This is a genomic window from Streptomyces sp. RP5T (genome assembly GCF_003933965.1).
Classification (GTDB): Bacteria; Actinomycetota; Actinomycetes; order Streptomycetales; family Streptomycetaceae; genus Streptomyces.
On record NZ_RSAJ01000147.1, the window covers coordinates 1 to 17,021 of the forward strand.

The 17,021-nt window shown below is 71.9% G+C and carries 14 protein-coding genes; 7 read left to right on the plus strand and 7 right to left on the minus strand.

Features of this window, described 5'->3' with window-relative positions:
* From EHS43_RS17620 to EHS43_RS17635, 4 genes are all read right to left on the minus strand, one after another.
* On the minus strand, window positions 1-3,993 hold a 3,993-nt coding region (locus tag EHS43_RS17620; RefSeq protein WP_125191733.1), incomplete at its 3' end, for a DUF3367 domain-containing protein.
* Entirely contained in the window at window positions 3,990-4,715 is a 726-nt protein-coding gene (locus EHS43_RS17625; protein WP_125191724.1) for a bifunctional 2-polyprenyl-6-hydroxyphenol methylase/3-demethylubiquinol 3-O-methyltransferase UbiG, read from the minus strand. The genes EHS43_RS17625 and EHS43_RS17620, both read right to left, overlap by 4 nt.
* Window positions 4,716-4,753: 38 nt before the next feature.
* Window positions 4,754-5,935: a glycosyltransferase family 4 protein gene (locus EHS43_RS17630; protein ID WP_125191725.1), complete on the minus strand. Its 1,182-nt coding sequence runs from the start codon at window positions 5,933-5,935 to the stop codon at window positions 4,754-4,756.
* Window positions 5,936-6,127: 192 nt separating this feature from the next.
* A complete protein-coding gene (locus EHS43_RS17635; RefSeq protein ID WP_125191726.1) occupies window positions 6,128-7,117 on the minus strand; it encodes a DUF3068 domain-containing protein in 990 nt (329 codons plus the stop codon).
* A gap of 200 nt (window positions 7,118-7,317) precedes the next feature.
* On the opposite strand from EHS43_RS17635, the gene EHS43_RS46500 reads away from it, so the two are divergent.
* From EHS43_RS46500 to EHS43_RS17650, 4 genes are all read left to right on the plus strand, one after another.
* Entirely contained in the window at window positions 7,318-7,470 is a 153-nt protein-coding gene (locus EHS43_RS46500) for a hypothetical protein (RefSeq protein WP_185092818.1), read from the plus strand.
* Window positions 7,471-7,473: 3 nt separating this feature from the next.
* Window positions 7,474-8,697: a CdaR family transcriptional regulator gene (locus EHS43_RS17640; RefSeq protein WP_125191727.1), complete on the plus strand. Its 1,224-nt coding sequence runs from the start codon at window positions 7,474-7,476 to the stop codon at window positions 8,695-8,697.
* Between the two features lie 156 nt (window positions 8,698-8,853).
* Complete coding sequence (locus tag EHS43_RS17645) at window positions 8,854-9,627, plus strand: IclR family transcriptional regulator (RefSeq protein WP_125191728.1); 774 nt, start codon at window positions 8,854-8,856, stop codon at window positions 9,625-9,627.
* Window positions 9,624-10,472 carry an SMP-30/gluconolactonase/LRE family protein gene (locus tag EHS43_RS17650; RefSeq protein ID WP_125191729.1) on the plus strand — a complete coding sequence of 283 codons (849 nt, stop codon included), beginning with the start codon at window positions 9,624-9,626 and terminating at the stop codon, window positions 10,470-10,472. The genes EHS43_RS17645 and EHS43_RS17650 overlap by 4 nt, the downstream gene beginning before the upstream one ends.
* On the opposite strand, the gene EHS43_RS17655 is transcribed toward EHS43_RS17650, so the two are convergent.
* The 3 genes from EHS43_RS17655 to EHS43_RS17665 are packed head-to-tail and all read right to left on the minus strand — an operon-like array spanning window position 10,473 to window position 13,691.
* Entirely contained in the window at window positions 10,473-11,876 is a 1,404-nt protein-coding gene (locus EHS43_RS17655) for an FAD-dependent oxidoreductase (RefSeq protein ID WP_185806290.1), read from the minus strand.
* Window positions 11,869-13,101 (minus strand): MAB_1171c family putative transporter, encoded by a 1,233-nt coding sequence (locus EHS43_RS17660; protein WP_125191730.1) that lies wholly within the window; start codon window positions 13,099-13,101, stop codon window positions 11,869-11,871. The genes EHS43_RS17655 and EHS43_RS17660 overlap by 8 nt, the downstream gene beginning before the upstream one ends.
* Window positions 13,098-13,691 carry a toxin-antitoxin system, toxin component family protein gene (locus EHS43_RS17665; RefSeq protein ID WP_125191731.1) on the minus strand — a complete coding sequence of 198 codons (594 nt, stop codon included), beginning with the start codon at window positions 13,689-13,691 and terminating at the stop codon, window positions 13,098-13,100. Before EHS43_RS17665 ends, EHS43_RS17660 begins: the two co-directional genes overlap by 4 nt.
* Window positions 13,692-13,870: 179 nt before the next feature.
* Here EHS43_RS17665 and EHS43_RS17670 point away from each other — a divergent pair, with 179 nt between their 5' ends.
* From EHS43_RS17670 to EHS43_RS17680, 3 genes are all read left to right on the plus strand, one after another.
* Window positions 13,871-15,220: an extracellular solute-binding protein gene (locus EHS43_RS17670; RefSeq protein WP_125191732.1), complete on the plus strand. Its 1,350-nt coding sequence runs from the start codon at window positions 13,871-13,873 to the stop codon at window positions 15,218-15,220.
* A gap of 29 nt (window positions 15,221-15,249) precedes the next feature.
* A complete protein-coding gene (locus tag EHS43_RS17675; RefSeq protein WP_125191735.1) occupies window positions 15,250-16,182 on the plus strand; it encodes a carbohydrate ABC transporter permease in 933 nt (310 codons plus the stop codon).
* On the plus strand, window positions 16,179-17,021 hold an 843-nt coding region (locus tag EHS43_RS17680; protein ID WP_148104054.1), incomplete at its 3' end, for a carbohydrate ABC transporter permease. The genes EHS43_RS17675 and EHS43_RS17680, both read left to right, overlap by 4 nt.

A 17,021-nucleotide genomic window follows, 5' to 3' on the forward strand; every position in this document is an offset into this window, starting at 1 on the left:
CCCTGCCCCCGCCAGGGCCACGACGGCGATCGGGACCAGGAGACCGTGCCGCCTGGACGCGAGGAGCGCCAGTGCTGGGACCAGCAGTGCGAACCAGCCGGCGATCACCACGCCCACCAGTGTCAGCGCCACTACGCCGAGCCACACCCCCGGCGCCGGTGGCACCGGCTGCGGTTCGTCGGGGTTCGGGGTGCGCCTGCGCCACAGCACCAGGCCCACCAGCACCGCCAGCGCGACCGCGCTGCCGATCAGCGCGCCGTCGTAGGCCGTCGCGGGTTCGTACGACAGCTTCACCGTGCCGCCCGCCCCGGCCGGGATCCGCCAGCCCTGCTGCCAGCCGTCGAGCCGCAGCGGGGAGAGGGCTTTGCCGTTCAGCGTGGCCTTCCAGCCGTCGTTGTAGTTCTCGTACGTCGTCAGGTACGAGGCGGCGCCCGGCCCCACGGTCACCTCGCGCCGGTCGCCCAGCCAGTCGTTGATCCGCAACTCCCGTGTGAGGGAGGCGGGTTCGGCGATGGTCCCGCGGGTCAGGGTGATGTCGGTCAGGGCGAGCGGTCCGGTGTCCCCGCCCTCGACGACGTGCTCACCGGCTCCGAGGGACAACTCCGACTCCGAGCTGCCCGACTGGCAGAGCGTCACGTCCAGCTCGCGCCGTTCGGTCAGGTCACGGATCCGGCCCGACACGCCCGTCTGGTACAGCTTGCCGTCGACCGCCAGTACCGGGCCCTTGCCGCACGGCAGGGAGAACGTGCGGTCGGCCTTGGGCTGCGGGGTGCGGTACCGGTCGAGGGCCGGGAGGTAGGCCTCCGTGAGTCCCACCGGGAGCTGGAGGTCCTCGTCGGCGACCGGGTTGTGCAGCACCAGCGGGGCCGTCCGGGTGATCGTGATGTCGAGGCGATCGGTGATGATGGCCGGGAAGCGCACCGCGCCGTTCTCGTCGACGCCGGCGACCGTCGCGCCGTCTGGCGAGGTGATGTCGACCTCAGTGGGCCGGGTGGACAGACCGCCCGCGGGTGCCAGCACCAGCTCCGAGACGGGCTGCTTGCCGTTCCAGCTCAGGTGGATCGTGGGGCGGTCGCCCGCGATCCAGGCCGTCGTGAGGTCGCCGTCGGTGAGGTTGCGGGCGGACAGGCCCGTGCCGAGGCCGGCCGTGGAGTCGGCGGTCGCGGTGATGCGGTCGCGCTGGTCGGGGGCGACCTCGTACAGCAGCCGGTCGAGCTCCTCCCCGGTCACCGGCACCGCGCTCGCCTTGACCGTGTACGTGCCGGAGGCCGCCGTGGTGAAGCGGCGGTGCAGGCCGGCCTCCGTGCCGGTCGGGGAGATCCCGGCCGGGTCGGGAACCCGGTGCAGGGAGACGACCGCGGCGGCGGAGTCCGCGCGGTCGGCGTCGGTCGGCAGCCGCAGCAGCCGGGTCACCTGCACGTGCGGCAGGGCGATCTCGGAGAACCCGGCCCCGGCGAGACCGGTGCGCCGCGCGACCGAGTCGACGATGGTCAGCTTCATCCAACCCGTCGCCCCGGGTGGTGCCTTGACGCTCTGCGTCGATCCGTCGGGCCGCAGGAAGCTGGTCCGCGACCCCCGCTCGGTCTCCACCCGCACCTTGGTCGCCGCCGACCGCACGCTCTCCTGGGGCAACGGCGTGACCTTGAACGAGGAGGGCATGTCGTAGGCGGGATCCGACAGGCCGATCCGCAGCCACTGCCCGTCGGGCGAGCCCGCCACGCCCTCCGCCCAGGCGGTGTCCGGGTTGCCGTCGAAGGCGTTGACGGGGTCGAACTGCGGCAGGTGGAAAAGCCAGTTGCCGTACGACGACGCCGTCACCGAGCGGGCGCCGCGCAGTTCCGCCACCGTCTGATGGTCCTGGCCCGTCGTCGGCAGGATCTGGTGCGGTTTCTCACCGGCGTCCTGGGCGGCCCCGGAGGCGTTGCGCTCGTCCTCGGTGTACGTGTACGACGTGTTCGCGTTGACGAGCCCGAACCGGGTGTCCGCGCGCCGCAGTCCGTCGCCGACGATCTGGAGCGGCGGGGTGCCGAGCCCGGGATGGTTGTCACCGGTCAACACCGTTGCCCGGCCCCGCAGTTCGGTCGCCAGCGGCAGCAGCGACTCGGGGCCGCCGGACACCTGGGCGGTGTCGGCGACCGGCAGCAGGCCGGCCTGTCCGGGGCGCGGCACGTCCTGGCTCGCCGGACGGTAGATCTCCACCGCCCGCTGCCTCGGGTACAGCCCCTCGACCTGGAGCGGGGTGCCGTGCGCGATCCTCCCGCCGGTCATGAGCGGCCCGAGCCCCGTCACACGCTCGTACCCGGACTGTTCGAGGGCCCGCTTGACCACCGACGACGACACGGTGCCGATCTGGTCGGGGTCGAGGTCGTTGCGGACGACGACGTAGTACACCCCGGCCCGGCTCAGGTAGTCGGCCAGGCCCGGGATCTCACCGCCGGTCAGCAGCGCCTGCTCGACCGCGTCCGTCGTGCGCCGGTTGCCGGGGGTGCCGAAGGGGACGTAGTCCCGCTGCGCCCAGCGGGACTCGGCGAGGACGTCGAGGGGCTGGTCGATGGGTGAGCCCCAGGTGTAGATGCCGTGCGCGGTGGCGGGGACGACGAGGGCGCGCGAGTCGGGGGAGTACTTCTTCAGCCAGTCGGCCGTGGTGTGCCAGTACTTCGGCAGCTCCTGGAAGGAACCGGGGTTGAGGATCGAGCCGTTGAGGTACGGCCACAGCAGCCCGGGGAGGATGAGGACGGCCGCGACGAGGGGGGCGTGGCGGCGGCCCCTGATCTCTCTCGCCCCGCGCGGCTCGGCGGCAACGCCCACCAGATGGGCGAGGCCCAGCACCAGGGCGAGCGCCAGGCCCGGCTGGAACTTGTAGATGTTGCGGAAGGGGGCGAGACCGCCGTTCAGCCAGTCCTGCACCAGCCCGTGGAAGGGCGCGCCGAATGCGCCGCCGTACCCCGCGAGGAGGACCAGGACGGCCGTCAGCACGGTCAGCACCAGCCACCGGCGCTCCGGCATGTCCCGCCGTGCCAGGCCCGCGAGACCGAGCCCGGCCGCGAACGCCGAGCACAGGATCACGATCACCGAGGAGGCCACGGTCCATCCGGCCGGCAGCCACGCCTCCCCCAGGTGCAGATAGGCGACCCAGTTCCCGGCCCCGCGCAGGGCCTCCGTCGCCGACATCGTCTCGGTCGTGGTGCGCGCGCTCTCGACGTACGGCAGGAAGTTCTCGCCGTAGAGGCCGAGCAGCAGCAGCGGGATCACCCACCAGGCCGTCGCCAGGATCACGCCCGGCACCCACCAGGCGATCAGCTTGCGCTGCCGCGGTCCGGGGGGCCGGGACAGCAAGTACAGCCCGACGGGGAGCAGGCAGGCCAGGGTGGAGGCCGCGTTCACACCGCCCATGAACGGGACGACCAGCGCCGAGCGCAGGGCGGCGATCCGGGCGCCGTGGCGCTCGTTCGTCAGCGGCAGCAGCACCCACGGCAGGAAGGCGCCGGGCAGCGCGGCGGCGGAGGTCGAGCCGATCACGATGGTGAAGGTCGGCCACAGCGCGTACGCGACGGCGGCGAGCAGCCGGGATGCCCCGGTGCCGACCCGCAGCCGCTCGGCCAGCCGGAGCGCGCCCCAGAAGGCCACCGACACGACCACCGACAGCCACAGCCGCTCCACCAGCCACACCGGCAGCTGGAGGGCGTGGCCCAGCCAGTAGAACGGCAGCATCGGCCACAGATAGCCGACGTACTGGTCCTGGATGCCGCCGAAGGAGCCCTGGTCGTGCCACAGCTGCCCGAGGTCGGCGAGGAAGCGCCCCGGGTCCGTGGTGACGCCGAGCTTGGTGTCGAAGGTCTGCCGGCCCGGGTGCACCGCCAGGAACAGCATGAACACCACGGCCCAGAACCCGAGCAGCCAGCGTCGCGACCGGGGGCCCTCCGGCGGCCCCGACATGATCGCGGTGCCGGCGGCGGCTGCCGGAGGAGGGGCCTGGACCGTGGACGTCGTCATGGTGGACACCGCCGGAGGATGAGGAGGAGGTTCCAGGTGGCGATCTCGCGGATGCCGGGGGCCCGGACGACGGTCTCCGCGAGGAAGGGCCAGTAGCGGGAGCGCGCCGAGACGACCGTGACGTCGTCCCGGGCACGCACCTGCCGCAGGGTCGGGCCGATGTGCACGGCGAACAGGTTCTCGCCGAGGGTGTGCTTGGCGGCCTTTCCGGTACGGCGCCGATAGCGGGCGCGGGCCCGCTCGGCACCCAGGTAGTGCCAGGGCGCCCACTCGTGACCGCCCCACGGGGACAGCCAGTTGGTGAACGACACGTAGATCAGCCCACCGGGGCGGGTGACGCGGACGAGCTCACTGAGGAAGGTCTGCGGATCGGCCACGTGCTCCAGGACGTTGGAGGAGAAGGTGACGTCGGCGCAGGCGTCCTGGAGGGGGAGCAGGTAGCCGTCGGCGATCACGGTCGCGTCGGGGGGCCTGTCCCCGAGCTCGGTGGGATCGGGCTCGAAGAGGAACGCGTGGGCGCCCCGTCCGCGGAACTCCTCGGTGAAGTACCCGCTGCCGCCGCCGACGTCCACGACCGTGCGGCCGGTGACAGGGCCGTCGTAGGCCTCGACTTGATCGACGGCGTCACGGGCAAGCAGCGCGTAGCAGGACGCGGGGTCCCGCTGCTCCCGCAGGAAGGCCCGGAAGAGCGTGACGGATCGCCGAAGGGAGGGATCCTTCATCCGGGGCCTGGTCACCGGAGCCTTCGTCCGGGGCCTCGTCACGGCCCCCAGCTCCTCACCGCCTCGGCGGCCACGGCCCGGAACTGTCTGACGGTCCGATGCCAACGGAACTGCGCCGCCCGGTCCCGAGCGGCCTTGCCCATCAGCTCCCGCCGATGCGAGGACAGAGCCAAGGCGCACCAGGCGGCGGCGAACGAGGACTCACCCCGCGCCAGCACACCCGTCTGCCCGTCCACGACGGAGTCCCGCAGTCCGGGCACGTCGAAGGCGACGGTCGGCGTCCTTCGCGTCGCGGCCTCGGTGACGACCAGTCCCCATCCCTCCACGGCGGACGGATGCAGCAGCAGCCACGCCTCGCACAGCAGCCGGTGCTTCTCGGACTCGCTGACGTGACCGGTGAACTCCACTCCAGGACCGGCCAGTTGCTCCAGCCGGGAGCGTTCGGGGCCGTCGCCGACGATCACCAGCCGGCCGCCGGTCACCGGCCGCACCCGCTCCCACAGTCTCAGCAGCAGGTCGATCCGCTTGTACTCGACGAGCCGGCCCACCGCCACGAAGAGCGGTTCCGGCGAGCGGCGCACCAGCGGTTCCGGCTCCTCGACGCCGTTGTGCACGACCCGGATGCGGTCCCGTTCGACACCGATCGCGCGCAGCGCGTGCGCGGTCGACGGGGACACGGCGACCAGCAGACTCCGGTGCCGGGCCGCCGCACCGGCCAGCGCCCAGTGTTCGAGTCTTCGGCCGATCCGGGCCGCCGGGGCCAGGGGCCCGCCGAACCGCATCTTCCACAGGTCGGTGTGCACGTGGTTGACCAGGCACAGGGTGGGGCCGCGGTGCCACAGCGGCGCGAGGTAGGGCATGCCGTTGCAGACCTCGACCAGCAGGTCGGTCTCGCCGACCTGGCGGGCGAAGGCCGTACGGGCACGCAGGTAGTGGCCGAACTCGCCGCCTGCCGACACCACGCGGTAGTCCCGGTAGGAGGCCGGGCCGCCGCACAGCAGGGTCACCTGGTGACCGAGCGCGGTGAGTCCGTCGGCGAGCCGGTCGACGAGGAGTTCGGAGCCGCCGGCGGCGGGGTTGTCGAGGTCACGGTGGGCGAGAAAAACGATTCGGCGCGGAGGTGGGGGGAGCGCCGAAGGGTGGTGCGGGCCGTGCGATGAGGGTTGCCACTGCGACGCCTGGGGAGACGTCCGCAGCGGGTGGGGCACGTGCTGGGGCATGGGTGCTCCAACTCGTCTCAGGGTGCGGAACTCAGCGGTTTCTCTCAGCTGGTCGTGGGGGGACTGAGCGCTTCCTAGGAGGGTGGTGTGGACGGGCTGTGCTCGGGTGGGGTGGCACAGTTTTCGCTCACCCGAACGCCGTGGCTACTCACGTGCGTGACAATTTCCGGGCTTATTAGAGCTGACGTCCAGTCAGTTCGTGAGAACGGGCTCGGGCGTACCACTCATATCGGTGGACTCGGGGCGCCTGCGTCCCCGTACCACCAAAACGCCCCCCACGGCAGCCAGTACGAATCCGGCCACAGCCGCCCCGATCGGCAACGTCTCGCCCACCGTGCGCAGTTGTCCGCTGTCCCGCTCGGCCAGCCGTACGGCCTCCTTCTGCGTCGCGGTGGTGAACGCGATCTTCCGGCTGTCCAGCAGGACCACGGCGTCCTTCTTCGCGCCGGGCGCCCGCAGGGTGCGCTTGGGGCCCACCTGTGCGTAGACCACCCGGCCGGTGCGCTGGTCGACGACCAGCTCGATGCCGTGGTTGGAGTACCACTCCTCGGCCAGCACCTGCGGCCGGCCGGGCTCGTCCACGATCGTGCCCGGCACGAGCCGCGTCCCGACCTTCGCCGGGGCGACCGTGCCGGTGAACCGGTAACCCGTGTACCCCTGAACCTTCTTCGTACCCTGGTAACGCAAAGTCACCGTCGAACCCAGGGAGTTGTCCCACCACTGATAGGAGCGTCGCTGCACGTCGAAGGGGAACTTCAGATAGGCCTCGCCCTCGATGTACGGCTTCTCGCCGCAGCAGTGCACCGGCTTGGTGGTCCTTCGGTCCATGACCCAGCGGTGCGGGACGAACTCCAGGGCGTCGTGCGGGTCCGAGGCCGGCAGCGACTTGTCGGTGTCGACGGTGGTGGTCACGTCCCACACCGCGGCCCGGCCGCTGCGCTCGCTGTCCTCGACGTCGCCGCGCACCTGCTGGGTGACGGTGATCCGCTGACCGGGAACCGTCTCCAGCTCCTCGGTGTCGAAGACGCTGCCCGTCCCGCGGTAGACGGCGGTCTGGTCGATGTCGATCGGGTTCACGGCCGCACGCGGTTCCACGTACCACGCGAGCAACGGCGCCAGTACCAGCAAAAACGTGCCGAGTCCCAGCAGAATCAGGGAGATTGGAGAGGCTGTACGGCGCATCCGGACACTCCTGGGGCGTGAGATGACGGAGTTCGGGCCGGCCCTTGGGCCGGAGACCGTAGGCGTGTTGGCACGGGGTGTCAATGTCTTGACGGATTGTCAATGTCCTGTCGACACTGGGTCGACAGGCAGGGTGGGTACCGGGCTTGGATGCCGGGTGGGACGCCGGATCGAGCCGCTCGAGAGAGGCTGCCCCTGCGATGTCCAGACTGCTCGCCGCCGCACTGACCGTCGTGGCCGCCGCACTGCTCGCCCTCGGTGCCGCCCTCGGCATCGTCGCGCTGCTGGAGGCCACGCCCGAGCAGCCCAACACACCCTTGATCACCTACGAGCAGACGGACCAGGGGAGTTGACCCGTGGCCGCCCGCCCGGCAGCAGCGAACGCCCGCTCGGCCTGGCATGACGTCCCCCGCCTCCAGGTCCGCCGCTTCGCGGCCATCGCCATGTCCGAGGCGCCGGCCCTCGCGGAGGAGATCCTGCGCGAGATCCGCCGCGAGTACCCCCATCTGCCGGTGGTCCTGGACGAGTCCGGCGAGCCGATGGCCCTGGTCGGCATCCGCCGCGCGATCGAGGTCTTCGTCCAGCACCTGGAGACGGCGGAGGGCCGCCCCACGGTCCCCCCGGGCGTCTTCCAGGAGTTCGGCCGCGGCGAGGGCCTGAACGGCCGCAGCCTCGACTCCCTCCAGGCGATCTACCGCATGGGCGTACGGCTGGCCTGGCGCCGCTTCGCCGACATCGGCCAGCGTGTCGAGATCCCGCCGCCCGCGATGTACGAGCTGGTGGACGCCGGCTACGAGTATCTGGACGGCCTGGTCGACCAGTCGGTCCGGGGCTATGCGGAGGCCGCGGCCCGCCAGGCCGGCGAGCGGCTGCGTCTCCAGCGCCGCCTGATGGAGTTACTGCTGGCCGAACGCCACCGGGGCGACCCGGCGGACGCGCTGGCGGAACGCGCGGCCCGCATCGGCTGGCCCCTGCCGAAGAAGGTGGCGGTCGGCGTCCTGCTCCGCCCGGCCCGTGAGGCGGTGCCGCCCGCGGTGGGCCAGAGCGTCCTGCTGGACATGGACTACGAACAGCCCCGCATGGTCGTCCCGGAACCGGACGCGGCGGGCCGCCCCGAACTCCTGCACCGGGCCCTGACCGGCTGGGCCGGCGCGATCGGCCCCCCGGTCCCCCTCGCCGACGCGGCGAAGTCCCTGCGCTGGGCCGAGGCCGCCGTACGCCTCATGGAACGGGACCTGCTCCCCGCCGGGGACGTGCTCTACTGCACCGAACACACCGAGGCCCTGGTCCTGCTCCAGCCGGAGGAGCTGATCGACGACCTGGCCCTGCGCTGCCTGGCCCCCCTGAGCCACTGCGGTCCCACCCACGCCCGCCGCCTCGCGGAAACCCTGCTGGCCTGGCTGGAGACCCGCGGCGGGGCCCCCGAGGTCGCGGCCCGCCTCGGCGTCCACCCCCAGACCGTCCGCTACCGCCTCCGCCAGATCCGCGAACTCTGGGGCGACGAGATCGACGACCCGGACCGCCGCTTCGAACTGGAACTGGTGCTGCGGGCGAGGCGGTTGCGGGGGGAGCTGGCGTGAGCGACCCAGTGTGACGTCCCGCACACGGAGTGGGTCTACGTCCTCCTTGCCCATTGCCGGAAGAAACGGCATGTCGATAGCCTGTGTTCGTCATGCCGATCGTCTGTTGAAATTTCGAACGCAGACGCCTTAGACGCAAAGGGAAGGGGGCCGGTTGTGGGACGCCTCGTACCTGCCGTGACCCGGGCTCTCGACATTCTCGAGCTCTTCCTCGACGGAGACGGGACGCTCTCCGCCCCCGACATCGTGCGCAAGCTCCAGCTGCCGCGCACCACCGTGCACGAGCTGGTGACCACTCTCGCCGCCCGGTCGTACATCGTCCAGGTCCCCGGTCAGCCGGGACGCTACCGGCTCGGGGTGCGGCCCTACCAGCTCGGCAGCCGGTACGCCGAGCAGCTCGACCTCGCCGCCGAGGGCCAGCAGGTCGCCCGGTCCGTCGCCGAGACCTGTGACGAGACCGTGCACGTGGCGATCCTGGAGGGCACCGACGTCATCTACATCGCCAAGGTCGACTCCACGCACGCGGTGCGGATGGTGTCCGCCGCGGGCCGGCGCCTGCCCGCGCACTGCACCTCCGTCGGCAAGATGCTCCTCGCCTCCCTCCCCGAGCCGCAGCTCGCCTCCCGGATCCCGGAGGACGGCACGCTGGTGGCCATGACGCCCAACAGCATCACCGACCCGGCCGCCCTGCGCGAGGCCCTGGACGAGATCCGGCAGCGCGGGGTAGCCGTCGAGAACCGGGAGTCCAACCCGGACGTCTCCTGCGTGGCCGCCCCGGTCCGCGACCGCACCGGGCAGGTCGTCGCCGCGCTCTCCATCTCCGTACCGATGATCCGCTGGAGCGACGACCGCCGCGGCGAGCTGGAGCAGCTCGCCGCCAAGGGCGCCGCCGAACTGTCCGAGCGCCTTGGCCACCGGAGCGTGGGATGACCCTGCACACGAAGTACGACGTCGCCGTGCGCGCCGAGGCCACCCTCGGCGAGGGACCCACCTGGGACGGCGAGCGGCTGCTGTGGATCGACATCCTCGGCGCCCGGCTGCACAGCTACGACCCGGTCTCCGGGCAGCGCACGGTCCGCGTCCTCGACCAGCACATCGGTGCCGTCAAGCCGCGCGCCGGCGGCGGACTGGTCCTCAACCTGCGGGACGGCGTGGCCCTGCTGGACCCCGACGACTCCTTCCGCTGGCTCCACCACGAGCCCGTCCCCGGCCGCCGCGCCAACGACGCGGCCGTCGCCCCCGACGGCTCCCTGTGGGCCGGCACCATGCGCTACGACGAGGCCCCGGGCGGCGGCACCCTGTCCCGCGTCACCGGCGACGGCACGCACCACACGGTCCTCGACGACGTGGCCGTCAGCAACGGCACCGGCTGGAGCCCGGACGGCCGGCTCATGTACTACATCGACTCGCCGACGCGGCGGGTCGACGTGTTCGACCACGAGGACGGCCACGTCACCGGCCGCCGGCCCTTCGTCGCGATCGAGGACGGCGCCGGTTTCCCCGACGGGCTCACCGTCGACGCCGACGGATGCGTCTGGGTCGCGCTGTGGGACGGGGGAGCGGTCCGCCGCTACACGCCCGACGGCGAGCTGGACCGGGTGATCACCCTCCCGACCCCGCGTGTCACCGCCTGCGCGTTCGGCGGCCCGGACCTCACCGACCTGTACGTCACCACGGCCCGCGTGGGCCTCACGGCCCCGCACCCGGTGGCGGGTTCGCTGCTGGTGGTGCCCGGAGCGGGCAAGGGCCTGAGGCAGCCGGCGTTCGCCGGCTGACTACTGGAGCCCCGCCCTCTTCAACTCCTCGGCGGTCAGCGGCGGCGCGGTGAGCGGCGGCTTGAGCGGCCCGGCCAGCGCCGCCAGCAGGACGGACGGTCCCAGCAGCACCCCCGCCCGCCGCTCCAGCGAGGTCACGTCCGTCACCCGGCGGGCGATGCGTCCGTTCCCGGTGGCCGTGTGCATGAGCCGCGACACGTACGCGGCCACGAGCCGGTCCCGCGGGGTCGGCCCCTCCCGCGTCGCCCCCGGGTAGAACACGTCCTGTCCGCCGGCGAGATCCCAGGCCGCCCCGACGGGCCGCGCCACCGCCCGCTGCACACGGCGGGCCAGACCGGGCGAGCCGAACCCGTGACGCTCCGTCAACTTCCGCAGCAGCACCGCGCTCTGCGCTCCCACGGCCAGCCCGTGCCCGTAGAGCGGGTTGTACGCCGCGACCGCGTCGCCGAGGACCGTGAAGCCCTCCGGCCAGGCCGGCATCCGCTCGTAGAAGTGACGGCGGTTGACGGTCGCACGGGTGACCGCGACGTCGGACAGCGGCTCGGCGCGGGCGATCAGGTCGCCGATGAGCGGGTGCCGCAGCTTCTCGCGGGCGAACGGAAGGAACGCGTCCGCTGCGGAGCCCGGTTCGCCGCCCCGGGTGCCGTTGAGGGTGACGATCCAGCGGCCGTCCTCGATGGGCAGCAGGAAACCGGCCCGGCCGGGGCCGCCGTCCCGCGGGTCGGACTGCACGTTGACCACCGGGAAGCCCTCGCGGGCCTGCTCGGGCGCGAGGTAGAGCCGGCTGGCGTACGCGAGTCCGGAGTCGATCTCGCGCCGCTCCGGCGCCGGCAGCCCGAGGCCGGCGAGCCAGCGGGGCGCCTTCGAGCCGCGGCCGGTGGCGTCCACGACCAGGCCGGCCGCGAGGGTCCGCTCCCGGCCGTCGCGTTCCCGCACCCGGACCCCGGTGACCGCCCGGGCGTCACCCGTGAGTCCCAGGACCTCCGTGCCCGCGAGCAGCTCGATCCGGTCGTCGGCGAGGACGCGGGCCCGGACGGTGGCGTCCAGCAGGTCGCGGCTCGCCAGGATCACGTGGTGCGACTCGGGCCAGCGGCGGAACCAGCCGCGCGGCGAGAGGACGACCATGTCCGTGGTGACCGGGGCCCGGCGCGCCCCGACGTCCAGCAAGGCGCGGGTGATGCCCGGCAGCAGCCGCTCCATCGCCAGGACGCCGCCCGACCAGAGCATGTGGGCGTGCCGGGCCTGCGGCAGCCCCCTGCGGGGCGCGGGCGTCGTCGGCAGCTCGTCGCGCTCCACGACGACGACCCGGTCGGCGGGACCGGCCAGGGCCCGCGCCGCGAGCATGCCGGTGTGGGATCCCCCGAGGACGACGGTGACTCTGGCGGGGGAGGGAGGTTCAGTCATGCGTGGAGACGCTCTCTGCCGGGACGGCCGCACGGACACGGACCGCCGAGATCTCGTCGGGGCGGCCCAGGGCCTCGGAGACGGCCTGGATCTCCTGGAGCAGGTACGTGGTGTCGGCCTCGCACCGGCCGTCGCCGTCCGGAGCGCGCCCGCGGGTCTCGACCGCGTCCACGATCGTCACCGCGGCGGCCAGCTCCTGCGCCCGGCCCCGCTCGTGGCCGAGGGCGAGGGCGGCGTCGTAGGCCCGGCGGCGCAGGTCCTCGTCGAGGAAGCGGGACAGGTACAGCAGCGCGTCGCGGATGTAGGTCTCGCGGCGGATCAGGCGCATCTCGGCGGTGGCCCGCAGCGCGAGCGGTTCGCGGCCGCCGGCGACGGTCCGCAGCAGCCGGGCGAGCGGCTTCAGGCTCCGGTAGCGGCGGCGCACCAGCCAGCGGTCCTGCAGGTACTGCCCGGCGTGCGGGACGATGAAGCCGATCGCGACGAAGGTGGCGGCGATGCAGGCGGCCGAGGGCGCGATGTTGGTGTTCAGCCAGTCCAGGTCGTGGCCGGTCCAGCGGGCCACCACGGCGGTCAGCTTGGCCGCGCCGAAGAGCAGGTTCGTCGCGTAGCCGATGCCCAGGAAGCGCAGGCCCCAGCGCAGCCAGCCGTCGAGGCCGTCGGTGCGGATCCAGTTCCACACCAGCCGGGTCGTGATCGAGCAGGCCACGGCGTGCGCGAGGAGGTACAGCAGGATCTCCTCGCGCATGAACGGCGTGCTCGCGTAGTAGGTGTCCAGGTCCCGGACCTGCTCCACGGGCACGTCGGCGAGCGCGAACAGCACCCACAGCGCGACGACCACGCCCGCGTAGACGGAGACCACCCAGCGGGTCGCGCGCCGCGTCTGCTCCCGGCGGTCGGTGTGGCCGTTGCGCCAGTGCACGACCAGCAGCAGCCAGGACGCGGACAGCGCGGTGAGCAGGGAGTACACCCAGGGCGCCGCGATGTTGGGCACGCCGGTGACGCGGTTGGTCCAGGCGATGGTGCCGGGGGCCGCGAAGACGAAGACCGCGCAGGCGAACAGCAGCAGGCCGCCCACGGCCCGCAGCAGCGGGTCCCGCCACAGCTTGAGGATGCTGGGCAGCTTGATCACCAGGGCCGCGGTCAGGACCAGGGCGGGCAGCCAGAAGGAGATGTACAGCCCGGTGAGGAACCCACCGGCGCCTTCGGCCAGGTGGAGACGCGTCACAGTGTCCTGCCTCCGGACCGGTGGTAGCCGAGGGACCGCTGGACGGGGCCGGGAGGGGCGCTGCCCCGGCCGGTCGCGTAGGGCCGGAAGGCGGCCGCCAGCCGGTGCCCGAAGTCGTCGGCCTCGGCCTCGTCCGCTTCCCGGGAGCCGTTGCGGGCGGCCACGGTCAGGGCGACGGAGTCCCAGCCGGGCCGTCCGGCGAGCGCGTCCGCCGCGGCCGCGTGGTGGTGGGCGTGGCCCGCGTGCAGGTGCCACAACTCATGCCCCAGGATGACCAGTTGCTGCATCCCCTCGGCCCGCTCCTCGACGATGACGAGGTCGAAGTCCCCGAACTCCACCCACAGTCCGGTCACCGCGATCTCGTCGGGGAACCGTTCGAAACGCAGGTCCAGGGGCCGTCCGCCGCGGCGCGCGCTCATCTCCCGGCACAGGATCCGGCACAGCTCGGGCACATCGGACGGGGGACGGGGGGCGGCCCGGACCGCTTCGGTGAGGCCGGCGACCAGTTCGCGCATGGCCGGGGTCGCACGGGGGCGTCGTAGCGCCGAGGCGATCCGGGCCGCACTCCTGCGCGCGACCGCGATGTCCATCCCACCCCCTGAACTCTCCCGCCGCCACTGGACGGGCTGTTCGAGACTACGCGCCCCGTCCGGTCCCGTCACGCGATCCTTTTTTGCTGCGCGACCCATTGACGAGAAAGCGCTTCCTGCTTACGGTCCCGTTCGAAGTTACGAGCGCAATTCGAGATATCGAACAGATGGGGCGGGGAATGGGACGACCTGACCTGAACCGCAGGCATCTTCTCACCACGGCCGGCGGACTGACCGTCGCCGCCGGCTTCGGCTTCGCGGCCCTCGGCACCGGCGCCGACGCGCTCGCCTCCGGCGCGGACACCCGGGTGCGCTACTGGAACCTCTTCAGCGGCGGCGACGGCGCCAACATGATCGCGATGCTGGACGCCTTCCGAACGGCCCACCCGGACATCGACGTGAAGGACTCCACCCTCCAGTGGGGCAACCCCTTCTACACCAAGCTCGCCATGGCGGCCGCGGGCAACCGCGCCCCCGACCTCGGCGTCATGCACATGGGCCGGGTCACCGGCTTCTCGCCGGGCCGCCTCCTCGACCCGTGGGACGTCGACCTGCTCGCCCGGTACGGAGTGCGCGAGCAGGACTTCAACCCCGCCCTGTGGAGACGCGGCGTCATCGACGGCAAGCTCTACGCCCTCCCCCTCGACATCCACGTCCAGCTCTGCTTCTACCGCAAGGACGTGCTGAGGAAGGCCGGCCTGCTCGGCGACGACGGCCGGATGATCCCGGTCACCTCCACCGACGAGTGGTTCGACGTCCTGAAGAAGGCCAGGGCCGCCCAGAAGAGGGGCCTGCAGACGATCGGCCTGTGGACCAACGACCAGAACTTCCAGTGGTGGTTCTTCGTCGCCTTCTACACCCAGCTCGGCGGCCGGTGGTTCGACGCCGACAACACCGAGGTCCTCTTCGACCCCGACAAGGCCACCCAGGTCCTGGAGTTCCTCCGCAGGCACGTCACCGACGGGTACGTCGTCCCCGGCGCCCCCACCGGCGAACAGTTCATCAACGGCGCCCCCTTCACCTGGGAGGGCAACTGGTCCGTGCCCGTCTTCTCCGGCGCCAAGCTCGACTACGGCGCCACCCCGCTGCCGCCCGTCTTCGGCGAGCAGGCCACCCACGCCGAGTCGCACGCCTTCGTCCTGCCCCACCAGTCCGGCCGCGGCGGCGCCACCAACGAGGGCGCCCACCGACTCGCCGCGTACGTCGTCACGCACGCCCTCCAGTGGGCGGCCGGCGGACACATCCCCGCCTACACGCCGACGCTCACCACGGCCGCGTACCGGAAGCTCACCCCGCAGAACGAGTACGTCGGCGCCATGGACCACCAGGCCACCGAGCCGAAGGTGTGGTTCGCGGGCTCCACCGGCGTGCTCGCCCAGGACCTCGGTCCGGTCGTCGTCTCCTCGACGATGGGCTCCGCGAAGCCCGCGTCGGTGGCGCAGACGATGAAGAGACACCTCACCAAGCTCCTCGCCTCGAAGAACCCGATGGACGGCAGGACCGCCGCGCAGGGAGGTGCGGTCGCATGACGACCAGCGCACACATGACGAGCGCACACATGACGACCGGAGCCGTCGCCGTACCGGCCCGCGCCAGGACCGCGACCGCCGTCACGACGGTGCGGCGCAAGCAGGGCTTCCAGCACGGGGGCTGGTTCGTCGCCCCGTTCCTGGTGCTCTTCGCCCTGTTCGTGATCTGGCCGCTGCTGCGCGGCGTCTGGCTCAGCTTCACCGACGCCAACATCTCCGGCGACGGCGCGAGTTTCGTCGGTCTCGACAACTACCGCGAGGCCCTGCACGACTCCGCGATGTGGGACGCGCTCGGCCACAGCGCCTGGTTCACGCTGCTCGTCGTCCCCTGCATCACGGTCCTCGCCTTCCTGCTGGCGATGCTCGCCCACCACATCGAGCGCGGGAAGTGGCTGTGGCGGCTGTGCTTCTTCGTGCCGTTCCTGCTGCCCTCGACGGTCGCCGCCAACATGTTCCAGTGGCTGTTCACCCAGGGCATCGGCCTCGTCAACGAGACCTTCGGGCTCGACACACCCTGGCTGACCGACAAGTCGTACGCGATGATCGCCATCGTCATCGAGACCCTGTGGTGGACCGTCGGCTTCAGCTTCCTGCTCTACCTCGCCGCCCTCCAGGGCATCCCGGACCACCTCTACGAGGCCGCCAAGCTGGACGGCGCGAACGCCTGGCACCGCATGGTCCACATCACGCTGCCGATGCTGCGCAACATCACGGGGCTGGTGATCGCGCTCCAGATCCTCGCCTCGCTCCAGCTCTTCGACCAGGCCGTCGTGATGATGGACTTCGGGCCGGGGCCGGAGGTCAGCACCCGCTCCTTCGTGCAGTACACGCTCGAACAGGGCTTCACCAGCTACCGCGTGGGCTACGCCTCCGCGATGTCCATCATCTTCTTCGTGATCATCGCAGTCGTCGCCCTGGCGCGGATGTGGCTGCTGCGCAACCGTGAGGAGAGCGGCCGATGAGCACCGCCGTGCAGGTCCGCAAGAGCACCCGCAAACCATGGACGCCCAGCCAGATCGTCCTCACGGTCCTCGGCGTCGCCGTCTCCGCCGTCTTCGTCGCCCCGATCGCGGCCGCGCTGTTCACCTCGCTCAAGTCCGAGGCGGAGGCGGCCGAGATCCCGCCGCACTGGCTGCCGAGGGTCTGGACGGGCCAGGCGTGGAAGGCGCTGTGGGAGACCGGCAACATCACCAACTGGTTCATCAACTCCCTGGTGGTGTCGGTCTGCGTCACCTCCCTCGTGCTGACGGTCAGCGCCCTCGCCGGATACGGCTTCGCCCGCACGGAGTTCCGCGGCAAGAGCGTGCTCATGGGCATCGTGATGTCGGGCCTGATGATCTCCCCGGCCGTCCTCGGCGTCCCCCTCTTCACCACGGTCCAGCAGATGGGGATGGTCGACACGTACTGGGGCATGATCCTTCCCCAGTGCGCGCCGGCCGCGATGGTCTACATCCTCTACAAGTTCTTCCAGGGCGTCCCGCGCGAGTTGGAGGAGGCCGCGTTCATCGACGGCGCGGGCCGCTGGCGGGTCTTCTTCACCATCGTGGTCCCCCTGGCCCGTCCCTCCCTGGCGGCGGTCGGCATCTTCACCTTCATCGCCTCCTGGAACAACTTCCTGTGGCCCTACATGGTGACCAACAACCCCGACCTGATGACCATGCCGAACGGTATCGCGACCGTCATGAACTCCTACGGCATCCAGTGGGCCCAGCTCATGGCCGGCGGCCTCATGGCGGGCCTCCCGCTGATCGTCGTCTTCGTGTTCTTCCAGCGCCAGATCGTGGCGGGCGTGGCCCACACG